15 protein-coding genes are annotated in these 20,167 nt (G+C 64.5%); 10 read left to right on the forward strand and 5 right to left on the reverse strand.

The window, feature by feature from the left end; translation table 11 throughout:
* Positions 1 to 136: 136 nt before the first annotated feature.
* Positions 137 to 2,386, reverse strand: coding sequence for a DUF1549 domain-containing protein (locus KF712_04550; GenBank protein ID MBX3740236.1), 2,250 nt, complete (start codon positions 2,384 to 2,386; stop codon positions 137 to 139).
* 304 nt (positions 2,387 to 2,690) lie between these two features.
* On the opposite strand from KF712_04550, the gene KF712_04555 reads away from it, so the two are divergent.
* Together KF712_04555 and KF712_04560 are read left to right on the forward strand one after the other, a co-directional pair.
* A complete protein-coding gene (locus KF712_04555) occupies positions 2,691 to 4,052 on the forward strand; it encodes a Gfo/Idh/MocA family oxidoreductase (GenBank protein MBX3740237.1) in 1,362 nt (453 codons plus the stop codon).
* Between the two features lie 284 nt (positions 4,053 to 4,336).
* Positions 4,337 to 5,203 (forward strand): alpha/beta hydrolase, encoded by an 867-nt coding sequence (locus tag KF712_04560; GenBank protein MBX3740238.1) that lies wholly within the window; start codon positions 4,337 to 4,339, stop codon positions 5,201 to 5,203.
* Positions 5,204 to 5,446: 243 nt separating this feature from the next.
* Here KF712_04560 and KF712_04565 read toward each other — a convergent pair whose 3' ends face one another.
* From KF712_04565 to KF712_04580, 4 genes are read right to left on the reverse strand one after another with little or no spacing between them, the layout of a single operon-like run.
* Complete coding sequence (locus KF712_04565) at positions 5,447 to 5,959, reverse strand: hypothetical protein (GenBank protein ID MBX3740239.1); 513 nt, start codon at positions 5,957 to 5,959, stop codon at positions 5,447 to 5,449.
* A 59-nt stretch (positions 5,960 to 6,018) separates the two neighbouring features.
* On the reverse strand, positions 6,019 to 6,510 hold the full coding sequence (locus tag KF712_04570) for a hypothetical protein (GenBank protein MBX3740240.1): 492 nt from the start codon (positions 6,508 to 6,510) through the stop codon (positions 6,019 to 6,021).
* A 37-nt stretch (positions 6,511 to 6,547) separates the two neighbouring features.
* Positions 6,548 to 7,042 carry a hypothetical protein gene (locus KF712_04575; GenBank protein MBX3740241.1) on the reverse strand — a complete coding sequence of 165 codons (495 nt, stop codon included), beginning with the start codon at positions 7,040 to 7,042 and terminating at the stop codon, positions 6,548 to 6,550.
* 42 nt (positions 7,043 to 7,084) lie between these two features.
* Entirely contained in the window at positions 7,085 to 7,579 is a 495-nt protein-coding gene (locus KF712_04580; protein MBX3740242.1) for a hypothetical protein, read from the reverse strand.
* Between the two features lie 457 nt (positions 7,580 to 8,036).
* Here KF712_04580 and KF712_04585 point away from each other — a divergent pair, with 457 nt between their 5' ends.
* The 8 genes from KF712_04585 (at position 8,037) to KF712_04620 (ending at position 19,978) form a co-directional block, all read left to right on the forward strand.
* On the forward strand, positions 8,037 to 8,234 hold the full coding sequence (locus KF712_04585; protein MBX3740243.1) for a hypothetical protein: 198 nt from the start codon (positions 8,037 to 8,039) through the stop codon (positions 8,232 to 8,234).
* Positions 8,235 to 8,404: 170 nt separating this feature from the next.
* Entirely contained in the window at positions 8,405 to 10,081 is a 1,677-nt protein-coding gene (locus KF712_04590) for a head-tail connector protein (GenBank protein MBX3740244.1), read from the forward strand.
* Positions 10,082 to 10,330: 249 nt separating this feature from the next.
* Positions 10,331 to 10,633, forward strand: a complete 303-nt coding sequence (locus tag KF712_04595) for a hypothetical protein (protein ID MBX3740245.1) — start codon at positions 10,331 to 10,333, stop codon at positions 10,631 to 10,633.
* Positions 10,634 to 10,795: 162 nt separating this feature from the next.
* A complete protein-coding gene (locus KF712_04600) occupies positions 10,796 to 11,602 on the forward strand; it encodes a hypothetical protein (protein ID MBX3740246.1) in 807 nt (268 codons plus the stop codon).
* A 60-nt stretch (positions 11,603 to 11,662) separates the two neighbouring features.
* Entirely contained in the window at positions 11,663 to 13,063 is a 1,401-nt protein-coding gene (locus tag KF712_04605) for a hypothetical protein (GenBank protein MBX3740247.1), read from the forward strand.
* 227 nt (positions 13,064 to 13,290) lie between these two features.
* Positions 13,291 to 19,098: a hypothetical protein gene (locus KF712_04610; protein MBX3740248.1), complete on the forward strand. Its 5,808-nt coding sequence runs from the start codon at positions 13,291 to 13,293 to the stop codon at positions 19,096 to 19,098.
* Complete coding sequence (locus KF712_04615; GenBank protein MBX3740249.1) at positions 19,095 to 19,355, forward strand: hypothetical protein; 261 nt, start codon at positions 19,095 to 19,097, stop codon at positions 19,353 to 19,355. The genes KF712_04610 and KF712_04615 overlap by 4 nt, the downstream gene beginning before the upstream one ends.
* A complete protein-coding gene (locus KF712_04620) occupies positions 19,352 to 19,978 on the forward strand; it encodes a hypothetical protein (GenBank protein MBX3740250.1) in 627 nt (208 codons plus the stop codon). The genes KF712_04615 and KF712_04620 overlap by 4 nt, the downstream gene beginning before the upstream one ends.
* Positions 19,979 to 20,167: the final 189 nt, after the last annotated feature.

Here is a 20,167-nt window from a genome sequence, read left to right on the forward strand (position 1 = left end):
AGTTCGGATTATGCTTCCAGTGCGACGGACGGGAAATTGATCGGACGGATATCTGAAGGCATGGCAAAAGAACAATCAGTGGAATCAGTGAAATCAGTGGTCATCCCCCCCATCGATCCGGAGTTGGCATCGGAGTTCAGGGAACAAAGAGGAAGCGGTTGGAGGTCATCATCGCGCGGGTGAGGTCGCGGAGCGAGTTGGGGTCCGCGGCGAGCGGGGTGAAGCGTTCCTTTTCCCCCGCGTCCGGCAGGCGGGAGTAGATGCGGAGGAAGACGATCTCCAGGCGTTCCTCCGGGGTGGAGATCTTTGCCAGGCGCTGGTTGAGGACGGTCTTCCTGCCGCCGCTGACGTCGGTGTTCGGGTCGTTGAGCAGGGCGAGCGCCTGTGGCACGGTGGGCGTGGCGTGGCTGGAGGACGGGGTGCCGCGGTCGGACCCGCCGAACTCCCGGACGATGGTGCCGGGGTTGAAGGGGGCGGGCAGCTCGGATGCGCGGGCCCTGTTCCGCGCGGCGCCTTCGCTTCCGCGGCTGTTCATGCCGCCGTCTTCCTCCGCCATGGTCATGGACATGCCGCCCATGGAGGACATGCCTGCGGAGGGGGCGCCGGTCGCGACGGTGAGGGTGGACGCGGCGGTGAGCGGGCTGCTCATGCGGCGGTTCTCATCCGCGGACTTCTGCGCGGCCTGCATGAGGGCGGTGAGTTTCTTCCGCTCGTCCTGGTCGCGGGTTTCAGCCAGTTTGGCGCGCAGTTGCCGGACCTCCGTGCGGGAGTCGAGGAAGGCGGTCTCCGCCTTGCTGGTGGCCTCTCCCAGGGCGACCAACTGGCGGGAGCCGGCGGTGAGCAGCTTCTCCACGGCAGCGGTGTAGGCGATCCACTTCTCCTTGTTCGCCGGCAGCATGGTATCATCCACCTCGCCGCGGGTGAGGACCACCATGGAGTCATAGAGCTGCTCCGCGGTCATGCGCTGGAGGGCGGGGCCGCGCACCAGGTGGGGCACGCCGCGCTCCGGTTCCACGGGATCGTTCTCACGCTGGAACAGGTTGGTGCGGTAGAGGATGCGGGAGAACTGGCGCAGGTCGTAGTCCACCGCCTTCATCGCCTCCTCCAGGAAGGCCATGACCTGCGGGTGGGACGGCTTGCTGTCGTCGTTCCAGTCGTCCACGGGGTCAAGCAGGCCATGGCCGAAGGAACGCGCCCACATCCGGTTGGCGATGACTTTCGTGAAATACGGATTCCCCCGCGAGGTGACCCACTTTGCGAAGGCGGTGCGCCTTTCCGCAGGTGGCACGTCCTTCAGCTCCTCCCCGAAGAGCGTCTCCGCAGGGACCACATCCTTCGGCTTCGCGTCGCGGTAGGCGTAGTCCTCCGGCAGTTTCAGCATCCTGGTGGGATCATCATAGATCGCGCTGCGGTTGAAGTCCTGGTAGAGCGGCTGGAGGATCTTCGCGTAGCGGTTCAGCTCCAGGTTCCGCTGGCGCACCGCTTCATTCCGCTTGCGGACTTCCTCGTTGCGCGCCGCGCGGGCGGCCGCTTTCGCCTTTGTCTCCGCTTCCTGCTTCGCCCGCAGCGCCGCCCTTGCCTTCACCGGGTCCTTCTCCGCGTTCACCTTCTCCGCCGTCTTTTTCTCCTCCGGCTTCGCCTTCGGTGGTGCGGGGAGTGGAGGGGGCATCGGCGGACCCAGTTCCCTGGCCACCCGGTCGGTCGTCTCCTTCACCTCCGCGCTGCGGTAGGTGAAGCCGCCGGTGAATGCCGCCATCTGGTAATACTCATGCTGCGTCCAGTCATCGAACGGATGGTCATGGCACTGCGCACAGCCGATCTGGCGTCCGAGGAACACCTGCATGGAGTTGCTGAAATTATCCAACTGCATCGCCCGGTCCCGCAGGTAGTAGCCCACCGCCGGGTTGCGCGCCGCGTGGCCCGTGGCGGAGAGCATTTCACGGACCATGGCATCCCACGGTTTGTCCGCGGCGAGGGACTCCCGCAGCCACACGTGCCAGCCCTGGCCGGCTCCTCCCTCACGCCCGGTCTGCACGCGCAGCAGGTCCGCCGTCCAGTTGAACAGATGGCTGTCGAAGCCGGGCGATGCGACCAGGGAATCGACCAAGGCCGACCGCTTGTCCGGCGCGCGGCTTTCCAGGAACGCGCGCGCCTCTTCCTCCGTCGGGATCCGCCCGATGATGCCCAGGTAGGCGCGGCGCAGGAAGCTGCCGTCATCGATGCGGCCCAGCGGCTGCAGCTTCGCCGCCTTCAGGTCCTGCCCGAGCAGCGAGTCGATCCGGGCGGCGGCATCCTGTGCCTGCTTCGCCGTGAGCGGCTTCGCCGTCAGGGATCCGATTCCTAGCGCAAACGCGAAAAACAGCAGGGTTTTGCCGAAGGGTTGCATGGCTAGGGTGTAGTAACTGGGAAAATAGCGGAATGTTTCGTGTTTTTGGGAATTTTTTCGGAGGGGACCGCGAGGGGTAGCGGAAGTCGTGAGACTTCCGGCTGGGGGGAAGTCCATCGGGAACCGGAGTCGGTTTGCGGAAGGATCGACGCCCCGCCGAATCTCTCACGAGATTCGCTACTCCCCGATCCACCTGACCAATAAGGATCAGCATATGAAGGAAAAGCACCGAAGAACCCGGCCACATCCTGTGTATGAAAGGGTGTCCCGCCACTCCGTCCGGGAAACCCACACTCCCCATACCATGACCCCGCCCAGCGCCACCAGCCGCCGCCGCTTCATCCTCCAGGCCACCGCCGCAGGCGCGGCGCTCGGCTTTCCCGCCATCGTGAGGGGCGCGTCGCCCAACGCGAAGATCAACGTCGCGTTCATCGGCGTGGGTGGCCGTGGCGGCGGGAACCTGGGAGCGGTGGCCGCGCACCCGGACATGGTGAACGTCGTCGCGCTGTGCGATGTGGACTCGCTCGCGCTGGATGCCGCCGCGGCGAAGTTCCCCGGCGCGGGCCGCTACAAGGACTTCCGCAAGCTTTACGACGACCGCAAGGACATCGACGCCGTCGTCGTCTCCACGCCGGAGCACACGCACGCCTACGCCACCATGCCCGCGCTGCGGCGGAAGCTGCCGGTGTATTGTGAAAAGCCGCTCACTCACAATGTGGCGGAGGCCGCGCTGGTCATGGACGCCGCGCGGCAGGCGGGCGTGGCCACGCAGATGGGCACCCAGATCCACGCCGGGGAGAACTACCGCCGCGTGGTGGAGCTGGTGCAGTCCGGTGCGATCGGCCACGTGCGGGAGTGCCACGTCTGTGTTTCCCGGAGCTGGGGCCTGCAGAGCGCGGAGGACGCGAAGCGCTACGGCGACATCGTCCACATCACGGAGCGTCCGGCGGGCGGAGCAGCCGTCCCGGAGAACATCGACTGGGACCTGTGGCTGGGACCCGCGCCTTTCCGTCCGTTCGATCCCGTCTATCTGCCGGGGCCGAAGTGGTACCGCTGGTGGGACTTCGGCAGCGGCACCATGTCCGACCTGGGCAGCCACTGGAACGACCTGCCGTGGTGGGCGTTGAAGCTGGAGGCACCGCTCGCCGTGGAGGCCACCTCTCCCCACGGCCCCGCGCATCCCGACCTGGCGCCCGCCGCCATGACCGCCCGCTACGAATACGGCCCGCGCGGAGAGATGCCCGCCTGCACCCTGCACTGGCACCAGGGCGCGGCCATGAAACCCACCGTGTGGCGGGACGATCCGCAGCTCGCCAAATGGGACAGCGGCGTCCTTTTCATCGGCGACAAGGGCATGCTCATCTCCGACTACGGCAAGCACAAGCTCCTGCCGGAAGACGTCTTCAAGGACTTCACCCCGCCGCCCGCCAGCATCCTCCCCTCCCCCGGCCACCACCGCCAGTGGCTGGACGCCATCCGTAACGGCACGCCGACCGACAGTCCCTTCGCCACGTATGCCGGGCCGCTCACCATCGCCAACCACCTGGGCAACGTCGCCTACCGCACCGGCAGCCGCATCCAGTGGGACGCGAAGACCCTCCGCGCCGATGTGGAAGGAGCCGCGAAATTCCTCTCCCGCCAGCCGAGGGAGGGATGGGTGCTTTAGCCCCCTGCGGGGGAGTGCCAGGTGATCCGTGAGCAGTCCAAGCGTAGCGAAGCTCGTGAGAGCTTCGGCGGGGAGTATCCTCCATCCGCCAACCGGCTGCGGTCCACCATGGACGTCTCTCCAACCGGAAGTCTCACGATTTCCGCCACCCCTGCGAGCGGAGAAAAATGGAGGGGCGCTCTCTCTTCACTTCAACCTTCGATGTTGGACGTTCGACGTTCGATGTTCGACGTTCCCCAACCCCCGGCCTTGCCTTTCCCCATCGGGACGCTTGGATGGCAGGCATGATGAAAGCCCGCCTGTTTTCTGTCGCCGCGTTGCCCATGCTGTCACTCTGCCCCGCCGCGATGGCCGGGGAGGTCCGCATCGAGAAAGACATCGCTTTTCTCGGTGAGGGGCGGACGGAGAAAATGGACGCCTACCTGCCGGCGGAGGACCGCTTTCCCGGGCCGGACCCGGTGGTCATCTGGATCCACGGCGGCGGATGGGTGGGCGGGAGCAAGTCCGCGAAGCGGGAGCTGAACGTCTGCCGGACGCTGGCGGAGCATGGCTATGCGGCATTCTCCATCGACTACCACGTGGCGGACAAGGAGGCCGGTCCGGAGGACGCGCCGTGGCCGCGCAACATCCATGACTGCAAGACGGCGCTGCGTTTCATCCGCCAGGAGGCCGCGCGGTTCGGCATCGACCCGGGGCGCGTCGCCGTCTCCGGTGGATCGGCCGGAGCGCATCTGGCGCTGTGCGTGGGCCTGACGGCGGATGACGCGGAGCTGAACAAGGGCGGGCTGTACACGGACCAGCGGAACGATGTGGCCTGCATCATCGACTTCTACGGACCGACGGAGATCGACGCGAAACGCGCGCCTCGCTTCGCCGGAAAGACCCCGGAGGAAACGGCGGAGAATGTGCGGAAAGGCTCCCCGGTCGCCATGGTGAAAAAGGACTCCCCGCCCATCCTGGTGGTCCACGGCACGAAGGACGGGACGTGCGACATCAGCCACTCCCGCGCCCTGGTGGCGAAGATGAAGGAACTCGGCGCGAGGCATGAATACGTCGAGGTGGAGGGCGGGCCGCATTCCTTCGACCTCCAGCCAAAGCAGCAGGACCTGCGGCCGGTGGTGCTGGCCTTCCTGGAGAAGTGGATGAAGTAGGAGCATGCGTAGCGAAGCTCGTGAGAGCTTCGGCGGGCTGCATGTCATCCAACAAACCCGTTCCGGTCCCCCATAGACTTCCCCCCAGCCGAAGATCTCACGACCTTCGCTACCCTTGGCGCACGCCGATGCGCCCTCGTCCGGGACCGGAGGTCACACGGGCCTCACTCCCGCGTGGTGGGATCCTGGTATTGGGGTGGATCCCCCCAGCCGTCATGGCGCAGCCATGACGCTACCCGGGTGTCACGCGCCCCCCGGCACGTCCCTCCCCTGCTCCTCCAGCCACTTCTTCTTTGCGATGGCGCTGTTGACGAAGAACGCGTGGAGGAACGCGAAAAGCGCGGCGGGAAAGGCGGCCAGCGGCATGAGGATGGGAGCAGCCTCGACGAACCTCTCCCAGGTCATGGGGCTGCGGAAGGGAAAGAAGATCGAGAAGGATTCCATCCACGGCCAGGTCAGCAGCACCCCGCACACCGCGCCCGCGATGGCCGCCACCCATGACCGCCGGAACCACCGCCGCGTGGCGGGCAGCAGCCACAGCACTGTCATCAGTGCCGCGACCATCAGCACAAGCATGCCGAAGATGCCCGTGATCCGCGGCAGGTCCCGGGCGAATCTTTCGATCGTGCTCGTCGTGGCCAGCGTTCGCCCCTTCGACAGCCGTTCGATCACCTCGATGATGAGGATCACCCCCGGGGCGATGGACAGTGTGATGAGAGCGGCCAGCGACGCGCGCGTGAGATGGAAGCGGAACATGGGGAATGGAGATGGGTGATTGGATGATTGGATGATTGGATGATTGGGGGGAATCGGGATCACACCCGCTCCGCGAGCCATGCTTTCTTCGCAAGAGCCTGCCGGATGAAGAAGGAGTGGAGGAAGAAATAAAGCGCGCCGGTGATGGTGGCGAAGAAGCCCAGGTAGTCGATGAAGTTCAGATAATCGTCCACCGCAAGATGGCGGAGTTCACGATGGATGATGAGATACGCCATATACATCCCCGGGGAAAGGATGATCCCGAGGAAGCCGCCGCAAACGGCTGACATCCACGGTCTGGAAAGCAGGCGCACCGACGGTGCGTGTTTCCAGAGGAGTGCCATCGCGGCGGCCAACAGCGCGTGGAGCACGGCGAAGGACGACAGGACCTTCGGCAGGTCCGCCAGGAACCATCCCAGATCCACAGCATTGGGAAGTCCGAATCCATGGGCTGTCCTCGCCGCGATCATCTTCCCGAATAGCAGTATCGCGCACACGCCGCCGGTGATGGAGGTCGCCAGCAGCGCAGGGAAGAGATGGAGACGCCACATGGGAAATGGGTGTTGGATGCTGGAAACCGGATGGAGATCACATCCGTGTTTCCTGCCATGCTTTTCTGCCGAGAGCCTGCCGGATGAAGAAGGAATGAAGGAAAAAATAAAGCGCGCCGGTGATGGTGGTGTAAGGAAGCAGGTTGTGGGTGGTCCCCAGATAGCTCGAGAGTGACATCCTGAAAAATGCACCATGCAGTGCGAAGACACCTATATACCACGCGGGGGAAAGGAGGATGCCCAGGCAGCCACCGCAGACACCCGCCATCCACGGCACGGAAAGCATGCGCCGCGATGGCGTATAGTTCCATAGGATCGCCAAGGGGACGGACAACACCAGAAGGAACAGCGCGGCGTAGAAGCAGAGGATCTTTGGCAGCCGCATCAGGAGCGACCCCAGGTAGTCGGCGGCGGCGGGGGCGTGTCCGCCAAACTGTATTATGATAAAGCTCACCGCCACAGGCAGCATGGCGCATATGCTACAGGCGATGCCAGCCGCCAGCAGGGCACGGGATAGGTGGAGGCGGAGCATCTGGATTGAATATTGATGATCGGAGAGTGGATATTGGGAAGATCACACCCGCGCTTCCAGCCATGCCTTCTTCCCGAGAGCCTGCCGGATGAAGAAGGAATGGAGGAAGAAATAAAGCGCGCCGGTGATGGCGGAGACAGGGCCGAGGAAGTGGAAGCCGTCGAGGTAATCATCGACCGACAAAGCGCAGCCACCCTGATCCAGGACAGTCCCGATCACATACCATGCCGGGGACAGGAGGATGCCGAGGCAGCCGCCGCAGACGGCTGCCATCCACGGGATGGACAGCGTGCGCCTTGTGTGCCCCGCGAACCATAGCGCGGCCAGCGGGAAGGTCAGCAGCAGCGGCAGCGCCGCGAAGATGATCATGACCTGGACCTGTTGTTCCAGGATCCACCGCAGCTCCATATGGACAGGAAATCCGCGGCCGCCCAGGAGACCGCCGCCGATGTGGAGGACAAGCGGCAGGGCGGAGCAGAACATCAGGCTGATGCCAGCCGCCAGCAGCGCGCGGGTGAGGTGGAGGCGGATCATCATTTGAGGAAATGATGGATACGGGAAACACGCGGCGGAAGGAAGATCTGAAAATCACGGTGGGGCCGCGACCGCCGGGCGCGCCGCTGCTTCTCCGTAGTGGGATGGCTGCGCCATCACGGCAGGGTGGATGTCTGCTTCCAGCCGGTCCCGCCACGCCGCCGATGTCATCCTTTCCCGTTCGGCATCGTGGGGATGACGGTGGATTTCCCCAGCCGGAATGGCGCAGCCATTCCGCTACCTCTGCGGGCGGATCCCGGGTGTAGCGGGATGGTTGCGCCCTCTTCGCGGGGTGCATGCCATCCGACAATCCCGCTCCGGTTCCCGATGGACTTCCCTCCCGCCGGAAGTCTCACGACTTCCGCTACCTCCCACGTCCGCCAACCCCCATCGTTCCTGGAAAAAAATTGGCCAGGTGTTCAGTTCACCCTCCGTCTTTCCACCGGGCATCATCCGCCGCATGGGTTCCGCGAAAAAACCGAAAGATCCGCCGCCACCGCCACCGCCGATGTCCTCCACCGGCGCTGACATCGCGCAGGAAACCGCCGCCGCGAAGAAGCGGGAGCGGAAACGCTACGACTTCTCCAAAACCATCCTCCGCCCCGGCGGCCTCGGCTCGCTCGGTGGCACGGACGGGACGAAGAACACCCTGGGGTGAATATCAGGATGCAGGATACGGGATGCATGATGCAGGGGCCAAGATGCCTGCCGCCGACGGACTCCTGACCGTCACCAACTCCTCCAGTCCTTTCTTCACTTCGACGTTCAATGTTGGGCGTTCGATGTTCGATGTTCCCACTTCTCAAAATTCCTATTTACCAGACAAAGATGAAACAAGCCACGGACACCGCCGGGACGAAGGCGCGGGTGGATGAGATCCTGAGCCACGGAGCCGCGCTGGACGCCCGGCGCGCGCCGTGGGACGCCCTGTGGGATGAACTGGCGGCGGTGGTCCACCCACGGCGCGGCCTGACCTCCAGCCGCAGCGCCGCCCACACCGGCGGCCTGCCGGACCGCACGCGCATGGCGGAGTCCTTCGACGGCACGGCCATGCGGGCGAACCGCACTTTGGCCAACGGCCAGGCGGCCCGCATCACCCCCATGGGCGCGCGTTGGTTCGCCCTGCGCCCGCCGGATGAACTGGCGGAGGAACCGTCCGCCGTCGCCTGGTACCAGAAGTGCGGGGAGGTGCTGGCGCGGAAGCTTTCCGCATCGAACTTCTACAACCGCGCGCACGAACACTACCTGGACCGCGGCGCGTTCGGCACCGCCGCGCTGGAAGTTCTGCCCGGAAAGCACAACCGCGGCCTCCACTTCCGCTCCTACCCCATCGGCACCTACTCCGTCGCGCACGACGAGCGGGATGAGGTGGACACCATCACGCGGCTGCTCCACCTGACGCCGAAGCAGATCCTCCAGATGTTCGGCGAAAAGGACACGCCCGCCTGCGTCCTGAAAAAGCTGGAGGACCCCGCCGCCGCGCTGGCCCCGCTGGAGATCCGCCACACCATCCGCCCCCGGCTCCAGCGCGATCCGCGCCGCAGCAACGCGCGCAACAAGGCGTATGAAAGCACCTACATCCTCTGCGCGGAGCGGCATCTGCTGCGGGAGGAAGGCTTTGACGAGTTCCCCGTCGCCGTCTCCCGCTGGGAGCTGTGGGGGGACAGCCCGTATGGCTGGGCGCCCTCCTACCTCGCGCTGCCGGAGGCCACGCAGGCCAACTTCATCGAGCAGATGAAGGACACCCTGCTGGAGATCTCCGCGTTCCCGCGCGTGCTCTATCCGGCGAACATCAAGGGCGACATCGACTTCCGCGCGCTGGGGCTGACCTGCTATGACCCTAGTAATGGACATGAGCCGCGCGAATGGCTGACCAACGGCAGGTATGACATCGCCAAGGACGGCGCGGCGGACAAGCGGCGCGCGATCGAGGAGGCGTTCTACGTGCCGTTGTTCAGCGCCATTTCCCAACTCGACCGGACCGCCACCGCCACGGAGGTCCGCGCCATCGTCACGGAAAGCCGGGAGCTGTTCCACCCCATCTTCGCCAACCTCACGCGGGAGTTCCAGGGACCGGTGCTGAAGCGCGCCTTCGCCATCCTGCTGCGCCAGGGGGAGCTGCCCGCGCCGCCGCCCTCCGTCCTCGGTGAGGATTCGCTGGGTGCATTCATCGCGGAGCCGTCCGTGGAATACACCTCCATCATGGCGCTGGCGCTGGAGCAGACGCAGATCGCCAACTTTTCCGAGTGCCTGGGCGTGCTGGCCCCCATCGTGCAGAACGATCCCGGCGCGCTCGACTTCCTCAACACCGACGCCATCGGCCCCGCGTTCTTCCGTTACAAGGGCCTGCCGGAACAGTTCATCCGCAGCGCGGAGGAGATCGCGGAGATCCGCGAAGGCCGCGCCCAGGCCGCCGAGATACAGGCCGCCGCCCAGGCCACCGGAGCCGTGAAAAACCTCGGCGGCGCACAGGGCATCCAGGATTTGGCGGGGCTTGTACAGTGAACATCGAACGTCGAACGTCCAACATCGAACGCTGAAGTGGAGAAGGGGTGGGATCTCCACTGTCGCGGCAGCGTCATGGAGTGCGGCAGTCATCTGCCGCTGTCAGTGGCAGGTATGAATTTCCCCCAGACGAAGATGCCATCCGCAGCCCCGTAGCCCGCATGATTTTCCTGCTGCGTCCTCCACCTCCAAAGCGGCGGAGGGCCGCCGCACTCCATGACGCTGCCGCGATGTCCGGCGCTCCCACTTATGAAACACCATGACCAAGGACTGGAGAATCGTGACGCCGCCCTCATTTCCCGCAGAGCCGCCATCCTGGCCGACTTCCGGGGGACCTTCGGGACGGACCATGGAAAGCGTGTGCTCGCCCTGCTGGAGGCCTCCGTCCACTACGGGAAGCCTAGTTTCCTCCCCGCCACAGGGGGAAAGCCCTACGACCCCATCGCCGCCGCCATCCGTGACGGAAGGAAGTCCGTCCTCGCGGAAATCCACGGCTACCTCGCGGAGCCGGAGGACCAAACCGGAGAAAGCGGCCCGAAGAGGGTGAGATAGCCCCCTTCGGGGGAGTGCCAAGTGATCAGTGATCAGTGAGCAGTGAGCAGTGGAAGAGTGAAGAGCGCGGAAAACTGATCATTCCATCGTCCCGGCACTGATCACCGATCACTGATCACTCGGCACTTCTTCCAACTCTCAACCCCCGACCCTCAACCCAGCATGACCGACACCACCCCACCACCATCCGCCATCTCCCCTGACGGCTCGCTTTCCGCGGGCTGGCATTCCCAGCTCGGGGAGGAATTCGCGCCCCACGCCGCACAGCTCGGCACGTTCAAGAACGTCGCCGGGCTCGCGAAGTCCTACCTCCACCTCCGCGCCAACGGCCCCGTCTATCCGGGCGAGCAATCCGCGCCGGAGGACATCGCCCGCTTCCACTCCCTTGCGAAAGTCCCCGCGGAGGCCACGCCAAAGGCGTATGGCATCAGCGTGCCGGAGCACATCAGCGACACGGAGAAAGGCATCTACGACCGCATCGCGCGCATCGCCCACCAGCACCACGTCTCCGGCCCCGGCCTCGCCGCCGTTGTCGGGGAGTATCAGAAGATCCAGGGAGAGATCATCGGCGGGCATGAGGAACAGATGGCCGCCCGCGCGCGGGAGGCGGAGGACCTCCTCATCTCCCGCTGGGGAGCCGACTTCGAGCCTAACAAATCCACCGCCCGCCACGTCATCTCCACCCTCGCCGGGTCCGCCGGCATCGACCTGGACGATCCCTACCTCGGCGAGATGTTCGACAACCCCGCGCTCGCCCTCATGGCGCTGGAGTTCTCCCGCCGCACCGGGGAGGACCCCACCCGCACCCCCCACGGCCTCAGCGAGCTGAAGTCCCCCCGCCAGCGCGCGGAGTCCATCATGTCCGGCAGCGACCCCACCTGGGGCCGCCAATACACCGAGGGCAACACGGAGGAAAAGCAAGCCGCCTACCAGGAGGTCATGCGCCTGTTGAACCTCGCAGGGAGGTGAGCAGCGGTCATCGGTCATCGGTCAGCGGCTCTCAACTATCAACCATCAACTCTTCCCCCAATGCCCATCCGCATCGAAGATATACCGAACCTACAACACACCCGTCTGAACCAGGCGACCATGGATCCGCGTGTTGCGGGTGCACCCGGCGCCGCGCTGGAGGGACTGGCGAGGGACATCGCCTCCGTGTCGAAGCCGTTCGCGGACATCGCCAACCGGCTGCAGGACGTGAAGAACGCGGACACGGAAATGAGGATCCGCACCGCATGGGCGGAGCGCCAGGCCGCGTTCGGGAAACAGATGGCGGATGACCCCGGCGGCGCGGGCTTTCTCCAGCGCGTGGATGCCTTCTCAAAGGAGACCTCCGCCCTGCTGGAGGCACCGGGCGTCCCGCCGGAGGTCCGCGACCGCCTGCGCGGGGACCAGCAGCGCATGGTCCACGGCATGAGGATCCAGGGGGCGGAGCAGGCCAGCCGCCACATCGTCGCGCAGGGCAGGGCCGCCTTCCAGCAGCGTGTGGCGCTGGCAGTGGAGGGTGACGATGACGGCGCGATCGACCGGGAGGTGGACACTGCCATGGCACGCGGAGTGGTCCCGGTGGCGGAGGGCGAAAAGGTCCGTGCGCAGGCAAAGACGGCCCGCACGGACCACCAGGTGGTGAGGGAGATCCATGCGAACCCCGGCGCGTGGATCCAGGCGAACGCGACGCCGGTCCGGGATGCGCCGGACTTCGACGAGGTGAAGCACGCGAACCGCATGACGATGGCGAAGCAGCTCCACCTCACGGAGACGGAGTTCACGCGGCAGGAGGTTTACGGCGACATCCTTTCCGGAAAGGTGACGAAGCCGGAGGAAATCGACGCGCGGACGGCGCGGCTGAACCCGGGCGTGGCGGTGCAGTTGAAGGAGGAGCTGTCGCTGCGCGTGAACCGGCAGGAGGCGGCGCGGCTGCGCACGCCGGAGGTGCAGAAGGAACTGGCGGGCCGCATTTCCTCCCGCCTGCTGGCTTACAACTTGGATGCGGAGGACTATGACGCCGGCTTCACGGGCATCGCCACGGACATCGGCAGGCTGGTGGATGGTCCGGTGAAGGAGCAGTTCATCAAGGAACTGGGCGACGCCCGGGAGGGAAAGCAGCGGCAGATCCGCACCCGTGCGGACAACTATCTCAAGGCCATCGATGACGAGTGGGCGAACCATGGCTTCGGCAGGCGGATGGACCCGTCCGTCCGCGTGGGGCCACCCGCCCCCGGCGAAGATGAACGCAACGCGGAGGAAAACCGGCTGGCAGAAAAAAACTACGGCGAGGCGAAGTCGGAGTTCATCCAGTGGTTCTCCCTCAACCCCGCCGCCACGGACGCGGACATGAAAGCGAAGGCGAAGGAACTGGTGGAGGCATACCCGCGCGAGGCTTCATCCGGCACCATGCTGCCCGCCGTGCCGGGAACCCCGCATCCATGAGCGGGCCATTGGAGAAATGACAGGGCGTGGCGGTCCGCCGCGCCGAAGCCGTGCGCCGTGGGGCGACCGCGGCCGCAATGCTTCATAGGACATCACCTACCTGTCTGCAGACGGCCACGGCGCGCCCGGCGGTCGCGGCCCTACCGTTTCATCATGCGCCCTGCGGTCGCGGCACTGCCTGATGCCCGCCATCCCTACTACACATCCCGTATTTCCATCCCTCCGTCATGGCCGTATCCATCCCCCTCCACGCCCCCGCGTCCCGCGCGGCATCCGCCTCCACCCTGGAACCATCCCCGCCGCCGGAGGCGGGGCAGGAAGATACCTCCGGGCATGTCATGCCGGAGAGCCCGCCAACAGCCGCCACGGTGCCGGCGGCAGCTCCGGAGCCGCAGCCCGTGAAGCTGCCTCCACCCGCCCCGCTGACGCAGGAGGAGATTGGCACCACCGTCCCGGCCGCGGATGCCCCCGGCGGCATCCCGCAGTCGTCCGCCGCACCGGCGGGCATGCTCCACCACCTGAACGCGGAGGACATGCGGCGCAGGGCGGCGGAGGAAAAGAACGTGCTGGACTGGGCGCGGTGGCGCGCGGACGCCCACACGCGCATCTTCGGCGCGGTGCTGGGCGACCCGAAGGCGCGGGCGGGTGTGGACATCTCCTTTGACAAAGAGGACCCGGAGCGCGCGTGGCGCAAGGTCACGGTGGACGCCTACCTCCGCAGCTTCATCCACGGCAAGCCGCTGCCAAAGGGACCGCTCGGCAGGGACCTGCTGCGTTACAAGGTGTCCCTCGTCATGTTCCACGGACGCGGCGGGGACAGCGACGAGGCCTTCCACGCGGAGCTGGTGAAGGCGGCGCAGGGACGGAAGGATTTCGAGACCCTTTCCACGGCCATGGGGGAAGAGGCGTCGAAGTCCATGCTGCTCCAATCCCTGGAACCCGGAGCCGGTGAGACACGCACCTTCGCGGACTGGCGGAAGGAGAACGCTGCGAAGATAGCCCCCGGCCAGGAAAGCCTTTACATGGAGATGTGGAACGACACCCGGTATGGGGTGGGCGACAGCCTGCGACGCTTCGGGCCAGAGCTGAAGGAGGTATGGGGTGCGATGAAGCAGGGCGGTGGCGGATCTCCCTCCAACACGGGCAAGGCAATCCTCCTCGATATGGTCTTCCGCCCGATCGGCGCGCCGGATCACTACGTGTCCCTGACGCGGGATGAAATGGCCAAAAGGGACGCGGGTGCGGTCGCGTTCGACATTTATGACAAGCTTTCCGAAGAGGACCGTGGCGCGTTTCTCGGTTCGCTGGGACTGTTGGTGAAAGCCCTGCCCAAGGAAGCACGGCCATCGGCGGTTTCCAACCTCCTGAAGACGGGAGGACGGATGGTGGACGATCTCGGCAGAGGTTCGGTGAGCCGCTTTACCCTCAAGGGGCTGGAGGAGGAAATGAACCAGGGAGTGGCCGACAGCAAAGGACCCTGGGGAGCCTCTGAAGCGGAAAAAAAAGAAGCACAGGAGAATGCGGACCGCATCCGGCTGGACCGTCTGAAGCAGAAGAACTTCGTGGACGAGGTGCGCAGGATGGAGCGGGAGGACTATGACCCCATCCGCCATTTCTCAAAGGACAGCAGGGATTTCTTCTCTTTGAGGACACTGGAGAACGGCATCTACGGCATCCCCTCGGTAGGGGCTTCCCTGGGCATGATGATGCTGCCGGGAGGCGGGCTGATGATGTATGAGGCGATGCGGGACAGCGCCTACCGCGACCTGCGGGACCACGTCCTGCAGAGCCAGAAAGCGGCACATGGCAGCAGCAACGAGGAAGCGGCCTCGCTTTTCGCGGAGTCCGCGAAGTCCGTCGTGGCGCTTCCACAGACATTCGTCGAGAGGATGCAGAGCCTCGGCGTGGTAGGCAGAACCCCCGGAGTGAAACAGCTCATGAAAGCGGTGCAGGGCCGGATCTCCGGCCACCTGATGCGCGCGGGTGGGACAGGTCTCGCCGCCACAGCGTCCGAAACCCTGCTGGAGGAAGCGCAGTACCAGATGCCCTACGTGGTCCAGGAGCTGGCCGCCGCGCTGCCGCAGATGACCGGCATCCCCGCCCCGGAATGGTATAACGGGAAGGACGGGGCCTTCGACGGCTTCTGGACACGGCAGGGCAGCACGTTCCTTTCGATGTCCCCTCTTGCCATCCCTGCGGGCAAGGGAAGCTGGACGCGGGACAAGCGCGCCCAGGCATTTGCGGAGGCATCCCCCACCCACCTCGCCGCCTTCGGGCTGACGCAGGATGGCATCTCCGGCATCCTGGAGGCCAAAACACAGGGGCAGGCCTCGCTCAATGAAGCGGTGGACCGTGCGCTGGCGGAGCGTGATCCTTTCAGCGAGTCCGCCAAAACCGCCGTGGAGGATCTCGCGCGGCTGGAAGAGGAGAGGATGCTGGCGGCGGAGACGCTGCGCATCGGCGGAGACATGCCCCGCTTCGTGTCTTCTCCGGACGGAGGATGGACACTCCATGACAAGGAAGGCCGGGAACTGGGCAAGGCGGCCACCAACGAGGAGGCGCTGCGGATGGCGGCTGCGCACACGGATGCCATCCATGCGGCGGACGCGGACCAGATCGCCTACCTGGCGACCATGTTGGAGGCGGGCAGCATCACCTCCGCCACGGACGCGGAGGGCGTGCGGCAGACCACCACGGACTTCCGCCCCGGCCAGCGGCTCACGCTGGCGCAGGCCATCGCGGAGGATGGTATTTCGGGTTCCGCATCTTTCTCGATCGCACCATCCAATCCTGAAAGGGACGCCCGCCAGATCAAGCCGCTGGTCATCCCATCCGAAATCCTGCAGGGCAACCGCGCGGACTGGAGAAAAGTGGTGCGCGATTACATCGCGGAAAAACTCCAGGGCCGGACTCTCATCAACAAGGACAGCGGTCGCCCCATTCATTTCAACTCCCAGAGCCGGGGAGAGGCACCTTCCAAACTGCGGAAGGAACAGGCGTTCCGGACGGCGACCGAGATCGAGAGCATCACCGAGGAAGCGGTCTTCCTAGGCAGCAGCGCACCGGGCAAAGGAAGGGAAGCCGACACCAGCCACTTCAACTATTACGCGATCCCCGTGGAAATCGACGGCCACCATGCGGTCGCCTGGTTCAACGCCCGGAAACCTAAAAACGAGTCACCTGAGAACTTCTATGAATTCGGCCTCTACGAATCTCCGGACACGAAGCGGGCCCGAGCTACTCAGAGGCCTTTAGGAAAGACGGAGCCGCCTATCCAGGTTACCTCTCAGCCCGGACCCGCACAGAACATAGGTGAATTCCTAGGACAAATCAAGGACACACTTCCGGCGGCGGTCAAAGTGGCTGCGGATTCTTCCGGCCAGCGGCTCACGCTGGCGCAGGCCATCGCGGAGAGCGGGGCAAAGGCCAGACGCATCGCCGCGCAGTTGCGCGCCCGGGAGCTGGTCAACGGCGGGGACGGCTCGCTTTCCGACATCATCTTCGGCAGCAGCACGACCCATTTCGAGGAAGGCGTCCGCCACACCACCAACCGCCTGCAGCAGGGTGCCTCCGTGCTCACCGTCTTCCATGAGGAGACGCACGGTTTCTGGAAAGAGGCGCTGGCCACCGGCCGCATCACCCGGCAGGAGGCCATCACCTTCCTCCGTGCGGTCGATACGGTGCTCTCCACCCGCACGGGTCGGGAGGGCCAGAGCCTGCGCCTGCTGCCGGAGGGGGATGTGGAGATCACTGACGTCCATCTGGACGAGGCCATCGCGGAACTGCGGGAGGCGGAGATCCTCCGCACGCGGAAGGATGGCGGGCTGCCGCCGGGGCTGGTCTCGCGGAACCTGGCTGCCATCGCGCGGCTCTCCGGCCAGGGCACGGCGGGGAAATTCAAGGCGTTCTTCGACGGCATCCGCTCTTGGTTCGGCGTGGCGCTGGACCGCTCCGTGGCCATCCGCCGCGGGCTGGCGGACGGCAGCATCAGCCAGGCGGAGTATGAAGGGTTCTTCGGGAAGTTGACCGGGAAGGAAGGGACTTCTTCCGTGCTGGACGCGGAGGGGAACATCCCGATCTCGACTTCGTTCTCGATCAGCCCAAGGGAGGCCATCGCAATCCGGAGTGAGATCGAGGGGCAGAAGTCCACCGAGCTATCCACCGAAGGCATCCCGTCCGACCTCAAGGCCAAGGAAGCGGTGCAGTGGATGAAGTCACAGAATGCCGAGGGCAAGACCATCCACCCATCCATTGGCGAAATCGAGATCAGAAACCGGGGCGTCAAGAACGCGATCGGGCATCTTCTCAATCCACGCAAGGCCGCCGCACTGTTGAAGATGAAGGAACTCATCCCGGGGGCAACCGTGATGCAGTTCAGGGAGCGGGAAGGAGCTTCTAACAGCTATCGTTTGGCAAGACGCGTGACGATTGATGGAACCGACTACGTGGCAAGAATCGTCATCGACACGGATGCCAACGGAAACCGCTACTACAACCATGAGCTTTCCGATCTGACCGAACTCCGGAAACGCAAAGATCCCCAACCCCTGATTCCCGGGGTTGACCCGAAGGGCCAACAGATCGGCGTCGAAGAGATTGAGGACAGTGGCAAGCTACTCCAATGGATCTATTCTGTCAATGAGGCGGACCTTCAGGGAACAAGTTCCGGATCGCCTGATAACTCCGCCACAGCGGCGAATCCTCTGCCCCATCCGGAGAACCTCGGTGGCCTGCTGGATGACGGGAATGACCTATCCTTTTCGCTCGGCCCTGCGCCCTCGCTCATCCGCCCGCTTGACCCTTCCACCCATACCGATCAGAATGAACACCATGAAAGACTACGAGAACCCCTTCAAATCCTCGAAGCCCTCGGAGCAGAAACCCATGACCTCCGAAGAAGTCCGGAAGGCCTACGAACAAATGAAGGCAAGCGCCGGAAATCTAAACAAGGGCGGCAACTCACCGATGATCCCGGAATCCTGGCGTGGGCACAACGTCATGGACGCATACTCGACCCCGGCCCCATCGAAGGACTCCGAGGCCAAGATGCCCCTCACGGAGGAGAGCACACTGTAATCATTGATGGTCCCAGCCGCCGAGTCATCAAGCTGACGAAACCGGGGCTCTTCGGCGCGCAGGCGGAGGATGCCATCGCCTATCTGGAGCGCTGGGCGCTGCACAACCGGGCCTTCGGCGATGATGTCGCCTTTGAGGGGCTGGTCACCTTGCCTGGAGAGCATGCACCCCGCGCTGTAATCTCCCAACGATATGCTGAGGGCCGCGATGCCACCATGGAGGAGCAGGCGGATTTCCTCAACGGCAAGGGCTTCCACGAGCAACCGGACGGACGCTGGATCCACCCCATCCGCGGCATCACCGTGTGGGACACCATCACACCGGGCAATGTCATCGCCACGGCGGATGGCATGCGCGTCATCGACCTGCAGGTGGCACCCACCCCGTCGAAGGAACTCGCGGAAGTCCGCCTGCGCACCGGCATCGGCAGGGAGACTTCGTTTTCGATTGGCTCGGATAACAAGAGCCACCCACAACGGGGAGACGATGCGAGGCTGCCTGCGATCCCTGACAGCGAGCGTTTCCCAGGAGCGGAAATCGAAGGGGAAGATCAGTTCTTCAACTTCCACTATGCACGGAGGTCCACCGAGGTATCCCCCAGCCTGTCCGCCTTCCTCGATGAGGATGGAGTGATCACCTACGGGATAAAAACACCTGCGGAAAATTCACCTGTCAGGGGTAAAGAGCTGTTCGACCGGATGATGGAGCATTTCGGGGAACGGGTGAAAGCCATCAGGGCGGAATGGTATTGTGACGACCCGGCGGATAACGATCCGCGCTCCAACATCCACACCGCGAACCAACTCACATCCACCGGCAAGGCAATGGACGAAGCGGCGGCTGCGACATTCACCGGCAAGATGGCCGCACGGCATGGTTTCACCGCCGCGAAGGTGATGGAAACCCGAGGAACTCCTGGCAATTACACAAAGGTTATCGTAATCTTCCAAAAACCATGAACGACAATCCCATTCAGATCCGGGTCCTTCTGGACGAAGGCAAATCATGGCCGGAGATATTCCGTGGGATACTCTCCGGATTGCACCCGGAAAACCGCACCTATGTGCATCTCACCAGTGAACTCATGCGTTCATGCCGGCTCAAACCCGACGTGATGAACCATCTGCAACAGTGGGACTACTGGTTCAAGAAAACCGGCTATGATGATGGCGAGCTGGCCAAGGCCATCGAAGGAAAGATTTCTCCCAAAGATTGAGCGAAGAGTCGGCGGACGGCAGCATCAGCCAGGCGGAGTATGATGGGTTCTTCGGCAGGCTGACCGGGAAGGAAGGGACCATTGGTTCCACAGCAGGTCCATCTCTGGCCACCGTCCGACAGACAGAACCCGGAGGGAAGACCATCTCCTTTTCCATCGGCAAAGGATCAGATCCAGCGGACAAGGTGGGAGCCGTCGTCAACGGACCTTCACTCGCGTCGGTGACCACCGGCGTCATCCAGGCAAGACCCGGGGAGAAAGCCAGCGATGCGGCGTACCGGTGGCTGGCGGAGAATCCGCAGCATGGGCTGGAACGCTCCGGACTGGGGCCTGTCGTCTTCAACGAGGCGTCGATCAAGAAATCCCTCGGCCACGGCTTCTCCGGCCCGAAGCTCAACGCCCTGACAGCGGTGCCGGAGGTGATCCGCAACGGGACCCTCATCGACGTGAGCATGGACCACACGGGCGAGGATCTGAGGAACTGGATCATCGTGGGGCCGGTCGAGATCGACGGAACCCGGCACCAGTTGTTCGCCCGCCTGCGTGCGGATACGACTGCCAAAAGTCTCCAACCCCATTTCTATGTCCATGAGGTGATCCTGGATTCCACGTTCCGCAAATAGATAGAGTCCGATCCCCTCAAGACCGCGGCATCCTCCCGAGAAGGGACTGCTCCTAACGGTGGGATCGGACTCTACGTCAATCTAGCGGCAAAGGCGCTGGGAGTCAATCTGTCCAAACCACAGATCGAGGAAAATGGGAATACCAACCCACCGCATCACCTGCCCGACCCGAAGAAACTCGGCGGACTG

The organism is Akkermansiaceae bacterium (assembly GCA_019634595.1).
GTDB lineage: Bacteria > Verrucomicrobiota > Verrucomicrobiia > Verrucomicrobiales > Akkermansiaceae > Luteolibacter.